Genomic DNA, 16,504 nt, shown 5'->3' on the forward strand with positions numbered 1-16,504 from the left:
GAGTTTACCTTGGGTAAATGCTAATACTAGATTAATTGGACTGCCAGGAGTTTTCAGTTTCGCGTTAACTGTAAAGCTATTGTTGTTGGGAGTATTAATATTCAGATTGATATTCTGAATTTCCCATGATCCAAATATAGGAATATTTGAAGTACTAACATCGGCTACCATTGAGAAATCAAGACCAGTGGCAGTCTTTTTGACTTTGATGTAATTTCCAGCCTGTAGATCAAATGTGGCGTTTTTGAGGCTGGGAATGGTAAATTTACCCTGAAGTGTGACTTCTTCATTAGTAAAATCGAATTTTACTTGGGCATCTAAAGCTTTAATTTCTAGTAAACCGAGAACAACAAAAGAGGTTTCACCAGGGAGTTTTACAAACCCACCTGTGACGCTAACACCATTATCACTAATGCCGATATAATCATTGCCGTTAATTGCTACTAGCAACCCATTTCCACCTACTAGGTTTTTGGGTAGTAGCATTGAACCTTGTAGTCTTAGTTGAGGACTACCGTTTGCATCTTCACCAAATGATAAGCCCTCAAAATTAACTTCTATTCCACCAATTAATTTGAACCCAGAGTCACCACTATCACCAGTCTCAGTAATTTTTGCGGTGAGTGTATCTGCATTAAAATCAGTTTCTCCTTTAAATAAAACAGATTTTTGGTCATTTCCCATAGCACTATAAACTTCTGGTCTATCTGTTGCGCTAAGAGGTGTGACCTTAAATGCTGTTATTTTTCCGGTAGCATCTTTTGTGAAGTTTATATTGGCATCGTCAACAAATAATAGTGGTTGAGATATGCCAGCATAATTGTAACTGATAAACCAATCTTTATTTTCAGTGTTTTGTTCAAGATTAATATTTTGAATATTTTCGGGGTTATCTGACGATAGTTGAATAGTAGTGTTAGGGTTAGAACCATCTAAATTTGTTATTGTTACTCCGTTGCTTATTTGATAAGTAATTGTTCCTTGAGGTAAATTAGGATTAATTTCTGCAAATATTGGATAATGATGATCACTTTTTAAAGAATTATATGGTATTTGTTGTCCTTCAGTGTCAAACAGTTGGATCGGGTTCAAACCATAACTAATATTTGTCATTATCAGGTCGTGATTATTTTGCCAACCTTTGTAATCTACAAAAACTTGCCTTGTGCCACCTCTGGGTCCCCAAATTTCTCGGTTTTGTGCAGTATCACCAAGATTAAAATCTCCAAGGATCATAGAATTACTATTTTGAAGCGATGTATCTCTTGTAATTAGATAATGAAATCTATTAAATGGACTATTTGGTTCATTGGCGGGATTCTCATTATGCCAAGTAAAAAAAGTGTAATCTTTTGTTCCTTTTGTTGCTGTAAATGTAATTGGAGGACGATAGTATGTCTCAGGTTTCTTCGGATCTGATGATACCCAAGCATTTAGATAAAGTTGTTGATTATTATCGGAGTACACTGGTTCATCATCTTTATAGAATTGTGGTCCAGATGTTAGCGTTTTATATGGTATTCCAAATGGATTTGTATTGTTTTGTACTGTATTTGTTGAAAGTAAATTTCCCAGACTGATATTTTTTCGAGATAAAATAAGATAGCCAGAACGATTATCAAGATTGGTATACCTTTGATTTACAGCATAAGGATATTCTTGGAGGACAACTTCAACATTCCAAGTATTAGGTAAAGTTTGATTTAAAAAATTTGCTACTTCTTGTTTTAGGGCTAAAGAATTTGTTGAATTATCAAAATTTGTTGAATTAAACTCTTGTAATACCATTACATCAATACCGTTCTGAGCAGCAATTTTAGCTATCAGACTTATACGTTTTTTTTGATCAGTTGCTACAATACCAGGTACATTTTGACCAGGATCTCTGTAGAGATTCCATGTTCCAACTCTGATGTTATCAGTATTCTCTTCAATCCCAATTTCTTCATTATTTCCCCTAATAACAGTAACCTTATCATTTTCTGCTTTTAACGCTTTCAATGCCTCATCACTAAGCGTATTCCCCAACACCAGTTCCGAAAAAATATCCCCTTCATCCCCAGTTGCATCAATTTCATTAATCTGAGAATCAACAAAATGCCCAATTTCTTCTATTAATACATCAGTAATTTTGGACGTATTACTAGCATATTTGTTAATAAACTCTACAGCCAAATAAACTTTTTGTATATTGTCAGAAAAAGCCCCATTTCCCCCAGCAATCGCACCACGATTAACAATCTTGATAGTAGGAATATTAGTAAAATTCCCTTCAGCAAAATTATTAAATAACTTATCTGCTACTTCCCGATTAAAATCAGTACCAAAAGCTGTCTCTAACTTCTGGCTGTACTCTGGATCAAAACGAAACTTGCTGAGATAGTCATAGCTATCCCGTAAGGCTTGATCTACTATTCCATAGATATCCAACAAGTCCAATTCGCTGTTATTTTGAAGAGTTTCAGCAAAAACAACAGTCAGATTATCCTTAACTTTGGTTTCATCTAACTGTGTTTCTGGATTTTTAGAAACCTCAACAATAGTTCTACTAATAACTGTATCTGCTACACTCTCAACATGATTACCAAGATTACTGCTCACCACAGCATGAATAGGCTGATACTGCTCTAATTCACTGTTGTTATGATTGAAGGGGGTAGATTTTTTTAACCCTCTGTTTGCTGTAAAAAAGGGGCTATTATTTATATTGTTATCGAGTAAATTAGTTACGAAGAAAGGAATGATATTATCTGTACTTTTCTGCTTTTGTATATCTACAAATCCACTGTCTAAAGTAGAAACTTGTCCATGCTTACTGATTTGAGAACTATCAAAAACTACTGGTGTCGTAATTTGCGACACCTTGGGAGTCAGTCTGAATCCAGAATCATCCACCAATCCGCCATTTTCCAGGAAATTAGTCAATAAATCTGGATAATTGATTGTTTCCCAAGGAAAACGGAGTTTAGATGTATGGTTTGGTACAGTTTTGAAGTTTTTCATGATACACTCTTTTACTTTAATTAGCATATACCCAATCTACCAAACCATGTACTAACTTCCGTACTGAGAAACACTGACTTCATCTGACTTCATCTGACTTGAGAGCTAATTTTGACACCAAAAAACAAAACAACCATTGTCATCTATCTAAAGATAGATTTACATGACGCACTGATTATGAGAAGATATCACTCATAACATCTGAAATTTAGTCAAATCTGCCTGAAAAAGTGGATTATTGCCGTCTCTATGTAAATTATTTATAATATGCGAAAGTCAATTAAAGTAAGTAATGACCGTATTCAACAGGTTAATATGGCACTTAGATTTAATGGCTACCCCAGCCAAAGAGCTTTAGCTTATGATAGCGGATTGTCCCTATCTACAATTAGTAATTTCCTGACTGGTAAACCTGTTAGTTATACAAGCTTTGAAGAACTGTGTCGTAAATTAAATCTAGATTGGCAAGAAATTACTACCAGTGTTCAAGTAATATCTACCCCCCCCCCGCATACGCACAAATACGCAAAAAAAAACCAAATGCAAATCAATTTCTAGACTGGGGAACTGCAATTGATATTTCAGAATTTTACGGATATAGCCAAGAACTGACACAATTACAGTCATGGATTTTACAAGATGGTTGTCGTGTACTGGGATTATTCGGTATGGGTGGAGTTGGAAAAACAACTTTAGCCACCCAACTAGCAAAACAAATTCAAGATCAATTTGATTACGTTTTTTGGCGTTCTGTGCCTACTATCTTGTCTTTTGATGAGATGATTACTGATATGCTATCTTTGATGTCCAATTACAAGGAAAGTAAACCCAATATTAATCGAATTATCCATTATTTGCGTAGTTATCGTTGTCTGATTATCTTGGATGACATCGAAATAGTTTTAGACAAGTTTGATAGCGAATATAATCATATTATCCAAATAATTGCGGAAACTAATCATCAAAGCTGTCTAATTTTCACCAGTCGAAATCAACCCATTGAAATCAGCTTACTGGAAAACTGGTCATCCTCAGTGCGTTCTTTCAGATTGTTTGGTTCTTTTAAAGCAGCGTTTTCCTTGATACAATCACAACAACTATTGGGGACAGAACAACAAAAATATGATTTATGCAATTTATATGGTAATAATCCTTTAAAAATTCAAATTGCTGTTAATGCTATCATGAAATTATTTAATGGTGATATTAACAAATATCTAGCACAGAATACCCTATTAGTCAGCTATCATTTTCACAGGTTGCTAGAACAACAGTTAAATTGTCTCTGTGATCTAGAAAAGCAAATCATGTACTATTTGGCAACTAAGTCGCAATTAACAACAATTACTGATTTAGCAAATATATTACCTCATATTTCTAGATCCCATTTTTGGCAAGCAATAGAAAGGCTACATTTACGCTCTTTAATTCAGGAAAAAGCAGGTCAATATACTTTGCAACCTGTAGTTATGGAGTACGTTATGGAACAATTTAAACCAAAACCTGTATTATAATTTGTGAATAAAAAATGAACCTATAGTAACCCGATTTGAATCATACTTTTTGTAGTATAATGCTATTCATGCCCTAAAAATTATCAATCATAGCTACACAGACAAAACCCGTCTGCGTGGGTTATTTCACCAATCACGCAGTAGCAAATTATATTGCCTAGACGGGACTTAATTTCCAGAGGGGTGTAGAAGCCAAACTAGAGTACGCCAATGCGGTTAAGAGGCCAAAAGCGAAATGTGGCGCGGCCAATCAGATTTTCACTAGGGACAAAACCCCAGTAGCGAGAATCATTACTATCATTCCGGTTATCTCCCATGACGAAAAATGCCCCTTCTGGGACTTGAATTTCTGGAAATGGAAGATTTGGTGGTTCAGCGATGTAGTCTTCTATTAAAGGTTGACCGTTGAGGTAAACTAGTCCTTGGGAAATGCTAATTACTGCTCCTGGTTCACCAATTACCCGTTTAATAAAGGCTTGGCTTTGAGGATATCCCCGTTTTTGTAATTCTGGTGGTGAGTTAAAAACAACAATATCACCGATTTTGGGAGGATGAAAACGGTATGATACTTTTTCTACCACCAAGCGATCGCCTGTATGTAAAGTAGGATACATTGATGCGGAGGGAATTAAGCGTGGTTCAGCGATAAAAGTCCGAATTAAAAGTGCTAAACTCAGGGCAATAGCTATTAAAACTAAATTTTCCTGCCAACCACTCCATATTTTTGCTGGTGAAGAAGTGTCTTTTATATTACTTTCGTCAGGAGTCATAGTTAATAGTTAACAGTGTAAGTAAGAGTACAAGGGAATTGCAGGGAACAGAAGCGATTTTATTTTCCAATTACTCATTATCTTTTTCCTCATTACCATGATTTGATTTAGCGGTAATGACTTCTGCGGGACGGAGGACTTTTTCACCCCAATAAAATCCGCGACGGACGATTTTAGTAATTGTTTGGTCTGGGATATCTGTTCTCTCCTCCTGGTCAATAACCCGACATAAGTTAAGATCTGGTTCTGTTCCTGCTTGTAATTCTATAGGTAGAAGTTGGCGTTTTCTTAATATACCGATAAACTTGCGATTGACTGCACTTATAGAGTTAGGTAGACTGGCTGTAAATTCTGGACTCTGGTGGGGATTGTTCTCTAGATAGTATAATAGAGCTTCTAGGGCATCGGCAACTTCTAAAAGTTCTAAGAATAAATCTTTAGTTTGGGCTGTGGTTTGGGTTTGCTGTTCTTTTAAAGATTTCCGTAAGGAAACATTGTCTTTTTCAAGAGTGCTGAGTTTTTGTACGAGTAAATTTCGTACCTCTAGGCTAATTAGATACTTTGGGGATGAGTCAGACACGGGAAATCTCTTTAGATACCATACTTAATACTTTATCGGCTTCAAGACTAAACACTGTAGCAACTCATGATCAAAAAAAGATAGCTATGATATTGACAAGATTAGGTTAATAGTGTTTAATTTTTCCATGAGTAGGGCAGGCGAGATGCCCACAGGTAGGGCAGGCAAGATGCCCACCCCACAAGATTTGATCATCTTTTCTGCTTTTACCCGCTACAAACCCTAATTTACAACTTGGCTACCGTGACTACGAGGATCATCTTGATTAGTTTCTGTTGCGACTGGGGCGGAAAATTGGGAAGTTGTGCCACGACCTTGAATATGGGGAAGGGTAGCGCCCATAATTAAGGCCTCTAAATTACTGGCCATGATAGTGCGGGGGATATCCCCAATACTTTCGCCTCTGGTTTCCCCTTGTTTATCTAAAAATACAAAGTGGGGAATGCCATCTACGCGATATTTGAGCATTTCTGGCAACCATTTGGTATTATCAACATTCAACATCACAAAATTCAGGTTTTTATCATACTGTTGTCTGAGTTTGGCTATGTCCGGTGTCATTTTTTGACAAACTGTACACCAGTTAGCGTAAAATTCCACAAGAGAGGGTTTTCCGTTATTGACAGCTACTTCTAAGGGAATAGAAGTTTGATCTAATTCTGCCAGGGAAACTGAGGTAGAATCTGTCTTGAGTCCCAAAAACAGCGCAACTCCCAGCAGGGTAGCTACAATGACAATTAGGAAGTTTCTGAGGCGGTTACTAGAATTTAGAGGGGCTTCGGTACTCATAATCAATTTATTAAGACTTATTAATTCAAATCATCATCTAGTTTACTGTTTTCCCAGCTAATGAAAAAAAGAGTTACCCTGACTTTTCCTAAACGCGCAATTCAAATGCCCGTGACTTACCGACTAGCAAAGGATTTTAATGTGGCTGCGAATATTATCCGCGCCCAAGTTGCCCCTAATCAAATCGGTAAGTTGGTGGTAGAATTATTAGGGGATATTGATCAGTTAGATGCAGCAATTGAATGGATGAGATCCCAACATATTCATGTTTCCCTGGGTTTAGGTGAAATTGTCATTGATGAGGATCTATGCGTTCATTGTGGTTTATGTACCGGTGTTTGTCCTACGGAAGCTCTAACTATTAATCCAGAAACGTATAAACTCGCTTTCGTGCGATCGCGTTGTATTGTGTGTGAACAATGTATTTCTACTTGTCCTGTACAGGCTATTTCAACTAGTCTTTAAAGATATTTAAATATTATGATATAGCAATTCTATTTGAATTAACGGACTACTCCAGACACAGAGATCACAGAGGTATAAAAAAAATGGCATTGGTGAATAAAAGTATGAATTTACCTCACGCAAAGGCGCAAAGGCGCAAAGAGTAAGAATTTGAGAAGGGGAATTTTTGATTTTCGCAACTAATTCAGCAATGCTTATAAACTCATCTGCGTCAATTTGCGTTTATTTGCGTTTAAATTCCCGATTCTTATTTTATTTGAAATTACTATATTGCTAATTGTTTTTACTTATGAAAACCTCCACAGAAACATCAATCAAAACCCTCGCGGAAACTGCACACCAAGCCATTGAAAAGCACTTTGTAAAAACTATAAAATGGGAAAAAGCAGTTAAAAAAGACGAAGATCCAGAAGCGGTACATCAAATGCGGGTGGGAATGCGAAGGTTAAGAACTGCTGTGAGTAGATTTGAAAAATATTTAATTTTACCAAAATCAGTTAGTGATAAAAACATTGGTAAATTTGCCCGGATTTTAGGTGGTCTTAGAGATTTAGATGTCCTTAAAGAAATTTTGGAAAAAAATTACCAACCCCATTTAGTTGTCAAAGAACAGGAAATTCTCAAAACAGCCTTGACGGAATTGGATAAACAGCGAGAAATTGCATTTTCTCATGTTCAGAAAACATTTAAAGATGAAAATTATAAATCTTTTAAAAATGAATGTGAATCTTGGTTAAAAAATCCTACTTATCAAGGTTTTTCATCTGTACCAATTTATTATATATTACCAGATTTACTCTCACCAGAAGTTAGTCAATTTTGCTTACATCCTGGATGGTTAATTGGAACTAAAATTATTAACTCAGAAATAGTAATACAAACAAAATGGACACCAATGCAATTAGAAGAACATTTAAAAACAGAAGGTGAAACTCTTCATAGTTTGCGGAAACAAGCTAAAGGTCTCCGCTATCAAATGGAGTTATTTACCGAATTATATGGTGAGTCTTTTGCTGCTTATGTTCATGATGTTAAAAATATCCAAGAAATCTTGGGCATGATTCAAGATAATATGGTTTTACACGAGTGGTTAGAAAATATCTTCAAATCAGAACTTGATCAGGAATTACCAGGGTTAAAGACGCTATTAGCCGCAAATCGTCATCAATTATGGCAAGAATGGCAACCACTACAACAGCGTTATTTGCAAGCAGATACTAGATATAATTTACATTTAGTGGTATTACAACCTATTTTGACAGATATTAAATAGTAAGAAAAATACTAATTTATGATAAGTATGATTTGTTTGTAGTCAGGGCTAAAGCCCTGATCTTAATTTCCGCAACGTCTCAAAGAGAGAACTAAAGTTCTCACCACAATCTAGAATATTACGCCAACAGTTAAAACTGTTCCCTGTTCCCTGTTCCCTGTTCCCTGTTCCCTGTTAAGAGTTCCCTGCCCTCACAGACAATTTTTTCAGCAAGCCCTAAATATCTAATTAACTTGTTTTCCGTAGTCGGGAAGATGCCTGATGAAATTATCTATAAAATTGTGTATGTGTAGACTAGATAGGAAATTGAAATTATGAAAGTTAATTTACAACTGGCCCTTAATGATGGTGCTGTAGATGCAAATCAAATCAGCACTCAACGTCAATTAGCAATTTCTGTTTCTGCCAGTGGTGAAACTATAGATCAGGCTGTACCATTGAATTTATGCCTAATTCTCGATCATAGCGGTTCAATGGGGGGAAAATCTCTGGAAACTGTGAAAACTGCGGCCTGTTTTTTGGTAGATCGTTTGAGTCCCGAAGATCGGCTCAGTGTTGTTGTTTTTGACCACCGGGCTAAGGTTTTAGTTCCCAATCAGTTAATTAAAGATTCAGAATCAATCAAAAGGCAAATTAAGCAACTCAGCGCTGAAGGTGGAACTTCTATTGATGAGGGTTTGCGTTTGGGAATTGAGGAATTGGCTAAAGGTAAACAAGATACAGTTTCTCAAGCATTTTTACTCACTGATGGGGAAAATGAACATGGTGATAATGAACGCTGTTTGAAATTTGCCCAATTAGCCGCCAGTTATAATTTAACCCTGAATACATTAGGATTTGGTGACAATTGGAATGATAAGGTTTTAGAGAAAATTGCTGATGCGGGCATGGGTACTTTGTCTTATATTCAACAACCAGATCAGGCGGTAACTGAGTTTGGGAGATTGTTCAATCGGATGCAAACAGTAGGATTGACTAACGCTTATCTGTTAATATCACTGATGCCAAATGTCCGGTTAGCAGAACTGAAACCTATTGCCCAAGTGTCTCCAGATACTATAGATTTACCAATACAAACAGAAAGTGATGGCCGATTGGGGGTGAGATTAGGTGATTTAATGACAGACGTGGAAAGGGTGGTTTTAGTTAATATTTATGTGGGACAATTGCCAGAAGGTAAACAGGCGATCGCTAATATTCAAGTTCGCTACGATAACCCCGCCCACAATAACCCCATCGGGCTATACTCCCCTAATGTACCAATTTACGCTCATGTCACCAGGGACTACCAACCAGCACTAAATCCCCAGGTAAAACAGTGGATTTTAGCTTTAGCCAAATATCGTCAAACCCAGTTAGCCGAAACGAAATTACAGCAAGGTGATCGGGCTGGCGCTGCGACGATGTTACAAACAGCCGCAAAAACTGCTTTGCAAATGGGTGATAATAATGGTGCAACGGTTTTGCAAGTTTCAGCTACACGCTTGCAAGCAGGGGAAGAGTTATCAGAAAGCGATCGCAAAAAAACCAGAATTGTCTCAAAAACTGTTTTGCAAGATGCTTCCCCTCAATGAAAGTTAAACTAATATCGGTTTTAAATGATACTAACGTTGATGCCGCCCAAGTAAGTAATCAACGTCAACTCTCAATTTCTATTTCCGCAATTCCGGCTGGATTTGAACAAACTTTGCCCTTAAATCTGTGCTTGATTCTCGATCAAAGTGGTTCTATGTCTGGTGAACCCATGAATACGGTGATGCAAGCCGTGGAACAATTATTGGATCAATTAAAGCCAGGCGATCGCATTTCAGTTGTCGCTTTTGCTGGCACTGCGAGGGTCATTATCCCCAATCAAATCGTCAGCGATAGGAATAGTATCAAAACCCAGCTTAAAGTCAAGCTAAAGGCTGCTGGCGGTACAGTCATTGCTGAAGGTTTGTCTTTAGGGATCACAGAACTACTTAAAGGCACAAAAGGCGCTGTTTCCCAAGCTTTCCTACTGACAGATGGCCAGGGGGATAAGGGGCTACAAATCTGGAAATGGCAAATTGGACCCAATGACAATAAACGTTGTTTACAACTAGCCAAAAAAGCCGCTAAACTAAATCTCACAATTAACACCCTGGGTTTTGGTGATGACTGGAATCAAAATTTACTGGAGAAAATCGCTGATGCAGGTGGTGGTACTCTAGCTTATATCGAGAATCCTGAACAAGCTGTGACCCAATTTGCCAGGTTGTTTCGTCGGGTGCAGTTAGTAGGATTAACAAATGCCCATTTACTCCTATCTTTCGTTCCCAGCGTGCGGTTAGCAGAACTTAAACCCATAGCCCAAGTAGCCCCAGATACTATTGAGTTATCAGTAGAAACCGATACTAATGGAACTTTAGTGTTACGGTTGGGGGATTTAATGAAAGATGTGGAACGAGTAGTTTTAGCGAATATTTATCTGGGACAATTGCCAGCGGGGAAACAGGTCATTGGCCATATCCAAATTCGTTATGATGACCCATCTTTGAATAAACAGGGTTTACTCTCCCCTCTAACACCAATATATGCTAATTTCACCAAATCTTACGAACCCGCTCTCAATTCTCAGGTGTTACAGTCAATTTTACTCTTAGCTAAATATCGTCAAACTCAATTGGCTGAGGCAAAATTGGCACTAGGCGACGCGAAAGGTGCAGCGACAATGTTACAAACTGCTGCTAATACCGCTTTACAAATCGGTGATAGCAGTGCAGTAACGGTGTTACAATGCTCTGCTACTCGCTTACAAGTTGGTGGAGAACTTTCAAAAAGCGATCAGAAAAAGACGAGAATCGCATCAAAAACAGTTTTGAAAGAATAGTCTAGGGGTAGGCTCAAAAGCCTGCCCTTGAGAATGTAAAAAATCAAGGGTTTTGATGCTAGTCTAAATATAGATTAATTTAGAAGATCAAAAATATCAACTTTAATGAAAATGAAAAGTTTCAAAATTCCACAACAATATCAATTCGGGATTATTTTAATTATAAAAATTGATGAACCTCTATTTGATCGCCTAGTGAGTGCAATAACAGAAGTTCATCCTTTTGTAGATATAGATAGTTTAGTATTGGAAATTTCTCCAAAAATAGAGGAAGTCTCTATTAATGATTTGCAAGAGATATTAAGAGCTATTCATTCAATTTACTCGCTTCGCATCCAAGGAAACCTTAAAAATACTGAAATAATTACAGGGTTAATTAATGCTGTTTCCAGTGATGACGCATTTTCACAATTATCTGCCGAAGAATTAGCACATTTTAAACAAAGACTAACTAAAATATTGGCAATTGATGGATCTATTAGTATTTCTTCTCAAGCGCTAATTTTGTTACAAGAGTATGATAGCATATTCTTAAATTCCCGGATAATTACAGATGTCAGACCCGTTTTCAAAGCAGAAAAAAAAGAAGGAATTGCTGGCGCTTTAGTAGTTCATACTTTAAAAATTGCGTATCAAGATGCAAGCGGTTCAAAAGAGTTTTATGTGGCCTTAGATTCAAGCGATGTAAAAAAGTTACAAGAACAATTATCTCAGTCTCTAATAGAAGCAAAAGTCATTCAAGCTATGCTAAATAAAGCTGATGTCGTTTATTTAGATCCTAACTCTAGTTCAAAGTAAGGAGACACAATGTTGCTCATAAATTCAGAAAATCAAAATCTACTCAAAACTAATTTTTTAGCTCATACACTTGTTCAAACTGAAAAAAAATATACCGATGATTGGTATATTCAATTTCCTAAAACATATCAAGAAAAAAACTGGCTGACAGAAGATGCTAAACCATCTGATAAGTTCGGTATAGTTTCTAAATTCTACACAATAGAAAACATTCTTGCTGTCAACAGATTTTTGCAAAATCATGCAAATTTGATAGATGTTATTCTAGAAGCATATCCACAAATAAGAAAGTATTTCCCAACTGAGAAATTAAGATTAAAATTGTTTTCTGATCCTGAATATCCTCAATGGGAAAAACTCGTACTTTCTATTTTTACTAATCCAGAATCTGTTGATGAAGCCTTAAATCAACTAGAGGAATTTGATGAAAATTGGTGGATAGATGCTTCATCAGGCGTTGCTGTAAATCTTTGTATTCATTTGGACTTTGAATGAAATTCGACTGGTCAAATTATTTAGAGGTTGCAGAAACTTTATATAATGAAGTAATTAGTACCTCAAATCAAGCAAATAGTGCATCAATTAATGAAGCTAAAGTACGTTCTTGTATTAGTAGAGCGTATTACTCCGCTTTTTGTTTAACTAGAAACTACTTAAGAGATTTTGAAGGATATAGTAATTTAAAAACTCTTAAGTTTAATGTGCATAACTATGTAATTGAAGAATTACGGAATAGTAAAAAACGTGACTTTAATAAGTTAGGAATCATTTTAGAGCGTTTACGAGAATACAGAGTTGAAGTTGACTATCAAGATATGGTTTCTTTTAATCTCATTTCTAAAGCGAAAATAGCTATTGTGGATGCAAAAAAAGTAGTTCAGTTATTACAGAAGTTTAGCAGTAATCAAAAACCATAGGATTTTTTTGTCAGAATCAGGATGTCCAGGATTTAAGGATTTACAGGATTGTTATTTATGAATTGTTTGTGAGTTGATAACATTATTGCACTGATTAAAATTCCTAAAATCTTTTTCACCTCCTTAATATAATATTCAGTTAAATCAATAGAAATAGTTTTATCTTCTAACTTCAAAAACTGCCAAATAGTACCGATAGTTACAGCACCATAAACAATCTTAATCGCATTTTGTTTTTGTTCATTAAACAATTGAGCAGCCAACATTTCAGCTATACATTGAGCCAAAGCTAATTTCAAGTTTTCATTTTTACTTTCTACCAATGTAATTATAGGTGCGCGAACAAAAAGCTGTTCTTTAGAAAGACTAATTAGGAAATCACAAAAACCATTTAAACCTTGTTGATTATCAACATTAAAATCTACTCCCGAAAATAAACTGATTTCATTATTTAACTTTCTTCTTACTTCAAGTAAAATTGGACTAATTATCATCTCAGAACGGGCTTTTTCAGTATTAATTGAAACTGCTAAATCAACATTCTCCTTGAGGATTGTTGTTAGTAAATTACTAGGTTCTTCCTCCGGTATATCTCCAAATAATCCTGATACTTCATTTAATGTCAATTCAAATTTTTGGATAATTTCACTTAATTTAAAATCACTGTAAGCGATCTTTATTTACCTTGTTACTTTTAATAATTAGTTGGGAGAAAAAGTTTATTTTTACAATTGATTACTTTTTAGGTATCCTTCAGGGCTATTTTATTCTAAATTAGGGCTTACGCAAGTGTCACATTGGTAGGGTGCGCCAGATATCATTTTATTTGCAGTATTTATACAGTCTGACGCACCCTACTACTGAATTTCGGGAAATACTCGACCACGACGGACAACCCTTTGCAGTGTAGATTTTGTCATGATTAATCACCTGATTAAAGTGTGTGGTCTATTTTAACCTAAAAAACGCCAATAAAGAAGATCAAGGGGTTGACATTTGCTTTTAAATTTGTTATCATGAAGTTGATAAGGAAGAACTATCTTCTTATAAATTAGTTGGCATAAAATAATACCCACTCAGTTTTACTACTGGTGGGTATTAATTAAGTCAGAGCCACATCGCCATGACCCTAGTAAAACTACTTGCTTTCGGTGAAATCAGCATCAATGACATCATCACCGGAGGGAGCAGGACCACCACCGGGGGATTGAGCGCCAGCAGCACCAGCATCACCACCAGCTTGTTGGTAGATATTACTACCAATAGCAAACAGAGCTTGTTGCAGTTCTGGTGTTAATTTCTGGATTTGAGCATCATCTTCCTTGGCTATAGCGTCCCGAACTTCTTTAACTAAACCCTCAACCTTAGTCTTATCAGCAGCGGGGACTTTATCACCCAATTCTTGTAACTGCTTTTCTGCTTGATAAGCTAAAGTATCGGCTTGGTTTTTGCGTTCAATTTTTTCACGGCGCTCCTTATCAGAAGAAGCATTTTTCTCAGCTTCTCTCACCATGCGTTCTACATCATTCTTGTCAAGAGTAGAAGCACCTGTTATACTAATAGACTGTTCCTTACCAGTACCCTTATCCTTAGCCGCAACGTTGAGAATACCATTAGCGTCAATATCAAAGGTAACTTCAATTTGGGGAACACCACGGGGAGCAGGAGGAATACCATCCAAACGGAAAGTACCTAAACTCTTATTATCATTAGCAAATTCTCTCTCACCTTGGAGAACGTGAATTTCCACGTTAGTTTGTCCGTCTACAGCAGTAGAGAACACTTCTGATTTCTTGGTGGGAATTGTAGTGTTACGAGGGATAATCTTAGTCATGACACCGCCCAAGGTTTCCACACCCAAAGACAATGGTGTTACATCTAACAATAAGATACCTGTAACATCACCTGCTAAAACCCCCGCTTGAATAGCAGCACCAACAGCTACCACCTCATCAGGGTTAACGCTTTGGTTAGGTTCTTTACCTAAAACCCGCTTAACCACATCCTGAACAGCAGGAATCCGGGTAGAACCACCAACGAGAACAACTTCGTCAATATTGGTTTTATTTAATTTCGCGTCTCTGAGAGCATTTTCCACCGGAATGCGGCAACGGTCAATTAAATCAGAACAGAGTTCTTCAAAAGTGGCGCGAGTCAGAGTTGTATCTAAATGCTTTGGTCCGTCCTGGGTAGCGGTGATAAATGGTAGGTTAATTTCCGCTTGGGTAACGCTAGAAAGTTCAATTTTAGCTTTTTCTGCCGCTTCTGTTAAACGTTGTAAAGCTTGTTTGTCCTTACGGAGGTCAATACCTTCATCTTTTTTGAACTTTTCCGCCAAGAAATCAACAATTTTTTTATCGAAGTCGTCACCACCTAAGTGAGTATCACCAGAGGTTGATAATACCTCAAATACACCATCACCAACTTCCAGTACAGATACGTCAAAAGTACCACCACCCAAGTCAAATACGAGGATAGTTTCATTGCTCTTCTTATCAAAACCATAAGCTAGAGAAGCAGCCGTAGGTTCGTTGATAATCCGTAATACTTCAATACCAGCGATTTTACCAGCGTCCTTGGTGGCTTGACGTTGGGAGTCATTGAAATAAGCGGGAACGGTAATTACTGCTTGGGTAACAGTTTCCCCCAGGTACTTACTAGCATCTTCCACTAATTTGCGGAGAACCTTGGCAGATATTTCCTCAGGAGCAAATTGTTTACCAGCACCAGGAGAATCTACTTTCACGTTACCACCGCTACCAAGAACCTTATAGGAAACTTCTGTAGCTTCATTAGTGATTTCGTCATAACGACGACCAATAAAGCGTTTTACAGAATAAAAAGTATTTTCGGGGTTCATTACCGCTTGACGTTTAGCGATTTGACCAACTAAATTATCACCATTTTTAGCAAAGGCAACTACAGAGGGTGTTGTTCTAAAACCTTCCGCATTAGCGATAACTGTGGGTTTACCACCTTCCATTACTGCCACACAGGAGTTAGTCGTACCTAAATCAATTCCAACTACTTTTGCCATTTTGGTTTTTTACTCCGTATAAAATTACTAAATGAATGAGAGGGAATATAAAAAAAGAGCATCAGAACACTACTGAATTCTTTTTTGATAAAATTGCATTAACTAATTGTCAATGGCAATCAATTGGGTTAGGCTCTGCTGGGAATTAAACCCCAAACTAGGCTTTTATCATATAAACTTAGTGGTAGCCATATGCCTAAGGGTGGTTTACCGAACCGTTAAGGGAACAGTGAATTTTATAAATTATGTCTAGTGATCTCATGGATTAATGTGCGTTCACATTGACTAATGTATGAGAATTAATACTTTCAGGAATTGGGGTGAACCGTAACTTTATAGTCGTATTTGCCGTCAAGCCCTGTGGGGAGTTAAAAATTAGGAATTAAAGAGAGAAAATTATACCCCTCAATCTGTATTCAGGGGTGGTAATTGGTAATTAAGTAGGTTGGCGTGAAAAATTGTCGTTATGACAAGGGAACTCTTAACTCTTAACTGGGAAGAGGTTTT

Annotated in this window: 14 protein-coding genes; 8 read left to right on the top strand and 6 right to left on the bottom strand. The window is 36.7% G+C overall.

Annotated elements, in window-relative coordinates; genetic code table 11:
- Positions 1 to 3,003: endonuclease/exonuclease/phosphatase family protein (locus tag ACIR310F_RS26210; protein ID WP_331271309.1), on the bottom strand; the 3,003-nt coding region annotated here is incomplete at its 3' end.
- A gap of 461 nt (positions 3,004 to 3,464) precedes the next feature.
- On the opposite strand from ACIR310F_RS26210, the gene ACIR310F_RS22200 reads away from it, so the two are divergent.
- Complete coding sequence (locus ACIR310F_RS22200) at positions 3,465 to 4,517, top strand: NB-ARC domain-containing protein (RefSeq protein WP_028083865.1); 1,053 nt, start codon at positions 3,465 to 3,467, stop codon at positions 4,515 to 4,517.
- 197 nt (positions 4,518 to 4,714) lie between these two features.
- Here ACIR310F_RS22200 and lepB read toward each other — a convergent pair whose 3' ends face one another.
- From lepB to ACIR310F_RS0110970, 3 genes are all read right to left on the bottom strand, one after another.
- Entirely contained in the window at positions 4,715 to 5,287 is a 573-nt protein-coding gene (lepB, locus tag ACIR310F_RS0110960) for a signal peptidase I (protein ID WP_028083866.1), read from the bottom strand.
- 70 nt (positions 5,288 to 5,357) lie between these two features.
- Positions 5,358 to 5,867: a nucleotide exchange factor GrpE gene (locus tag ACIR310F_RS0110965; protein WP_028083867.1), complete on the bottom strand. Its 510-nt coding sequence runs from the start codon at positions 5,865 to 5,867 to the stop codon at positions 5,358 to 5,360.
- A gap of 222 nt (positions 5,868 to 6,089) precedes the next feature.
- A complete protein-coding gene (locus ACIR310F_RS0110970) occupies positions 6,090 to 6,656 on the bottom strand; it encodes a thioredoxin family protein (protein WP_028083868.1) in 567 nt (188 codons plus the stop codon).
- 60 nt (positions 6,657 to 6,716) lie between these two features.
- Here ACIR310F_RS0110970 and ACIR310F_RS0110975 point away from each other — a divergent pair, with 60 nt between their 5' ends.
- From ACIR310F_RS0110975 to ACIR310F_RS0111005, 7 genes are all read left to right on the top strand, one after another.
- Positions 6,717 to 7,121, top strand: coding sequence for an NIL domain-containing protein (locus ACIR310F_RS0110975; protein WP_028083869.1), 405 nt, complete (start codon positions 6,717 to 6,719; stop codon positions 7,119 to 7,121).
- Positions 7,122 to 7,410: 289 nt separating this feature from the next.
- A complete protein-coding gene (locus ACIR310F_RS0110980; RefSeq protein WP_028083870.1) occupies positions 7,411 to 8,394 on the top strand; it encodes a CHAD domain-containing protein in 984 nt (327 codons plus the stop codon).
- 314 nt (positions 8,395 to 8,708) lie between these two features.
- Positions 8,709 to 9,968: a vWA domain-containing protein gene (locus tag ACIR310F_RS0110985; protein ID WP_028083871.1), complete on the top strand. Its 1,260-nt coding sequence runs from the start codon at positions 8,709 to 8,711 to the stop codon at positions 9,966 to 9,968.
- Positions 9,965 to 11,245: a vWA domain-containing protein gene (locus tag ACIR310F_RS0110990; protein ID WP_028083872.1), complete on the top strand. Its 1,281-nt coding sequence runs from the start codon at positions 9,965 to 9,967 to the stop codon at positions 11,243 to 11,245. The genes ACIR310F_RS0110985 and ACIR310F_RS0110990 overlap by 4 nt, the downstream gene beginning before the upstream one ends.
- 111 nt (positions 11,246 to 11,356) lie before the next feature.
- Positions 11,357 to 12,043, top strand: coding sequence for a hypothetical protein (locus tag ACIR310F_RS0110995; protein ID WP_155963761.1), 687 nt, complete (start codon positions 11,357 to 11,359; stop codon positions 12,041 to 12,043).
- A gap of 9 nt (positions 12,044 to 12,052) precedes the next feature.
- Positions 12,053 to 12,538 (top strand): hypothetical protein, encoded by a 486-nt coding sequence (locus ACIR310F_RS23660; RefSeq protein WP_051289574.1) that lies wholly within the window; start codon positions 12,053 to 12,055, stop codon positions 12,536 to 12,538.
- Positions 12,535 to 12,960 carry a HEPN domain-containing protein gene (locus ACIR310F_RS0111005; protein WP_028083874.1) on the top strand — a complete coding sequence of 142 codons (426 nt, stop codon included), beginning with the start codon at positions 12,535 to 12,537 and terminating at the stop codon, positions 12,958 to 12,960. Before ACIR310F_RS23660 ends, ACIR310F_RS0111005 begins: the two co-directional genes overlap by 4 nt.
- A 32-nt stretch (positions 12,961 to 12,992) precedes the next feature.
- Here ACIR310F_RS0111005 and ACIR310F_RS0111010 read toward each other — a convergent pair whose 3' ends face one another.
- Together ACIR310F_RS0111010 and dnaK are read right to left on the bottom strand one after the other, a co-directional pair.
- Positions 12,993 to 13,634, bottom strand: coding sequence for a hypothetical protein (locus ACIR310F_RS0111010; protein ID WP_028083875.1), 642 nt, complete (start codon positions 13,632 to 13,634; stop codon positions 12,993 to 12,995).
- Between the two features lie 464 nt (positions 13,635 to 14,098).
- Complete coding sequence (gene dnaK / locus ACIR310F_RS0111015) at positions 14,099 to 15,997, bottom strand: molecular chaperone DnaK (RefSeq protein WP_028083876.1); 1,899 nt, start codon at positions 15,995 to 15,997, stop codon at positions 14,099 to 14,101.
- Positions 15,998 to 16,504 lie beyond the last annotated feature (507 nt).

The organism is Dolichospermum circinale AWQC310F, assembly GCF_000426925.1.
GTDB lineage: Bacteria > Cyanobacteriota > Cyanobacteriia > Cyanobacteriales > Nostocaceae > Dolichospermum > Dolichospermum circinale.

Excerpts from the sequence above, each read along its gene's own strand:
- ACIR310F_RS0111005 (WP_028083874.1), top strand. The coding sequence starts at position 12,535 with ATGAAATTCGACTGGTCAAATTATTTAGAGGTTGCAGAAACTTTATAT.
- ACIR310F_RS23660 (WP_051289574.1), top strand. The coding sequence starts at position 12,053 with ATGTTGCTCATAAATTCAGAAAATCAAAATCTACTCAAAACTAATTTT.
- ACIR310F_RS0110975 (WP_028083869.1), top strand. The coding sequence starts at position 6,717 with ATGAAAAAAAGAGTTACCCTGACTTTTCCTAAACGCGCAATTCAAATG.
- ACIR310F_RS0110985 (WP_028083871.1), top strand. The coding sequence starts at position 8,709 with ATGAAAGTTAATTTACAACTGGCCCTTAATGATGGTGCTGTAGATGCA.
- dnaK (WP_028083876.1), bottom strand. The coding sequence starts at position 15,997 with ATGGCAAAAGTAGTTGGAATTGATTTAGGTACGACTAACTCCTGTGTG.
- ACIR310F_RS0110990 (WP_028083872.1), top strand. The coding sequence starts at position 9,965 with ATGAAAGTTAAACTAATATCGGTTTTAAATGATACTAACGTTGATGCC.
- ACIR310F_RS0110995 (WP_155963761.1), top strand. The coding sequence starts at position 11,357 with ATGAAAAGTTTCAAAATTCCACAACAATATCAATTCGGGATTATTTTA.
- lepB (WP_028083866.1), bottom strand. The coding sequence starts at position 5,287 with ATGACTCCTGACGAAAGTAATATAAAAGACACTTCTTCACCAGCAAAA.
- ACIR310F_RS0110970 (WP_028083868.1), bottom strand. The coding sequence starts at position 6,656 with ATGAGTACCGAAGCCCCTCTAAATTCTAGTAACCGCCTCAGAAACTTC.
- ACIR310F_RS0110980 (WP_028083870.1), top strand. The coding sequence starts at position 7,411 with ATGAAAACCTCCACAGAAACATCAATCAAAACCCTCGCGGAAACTGCA.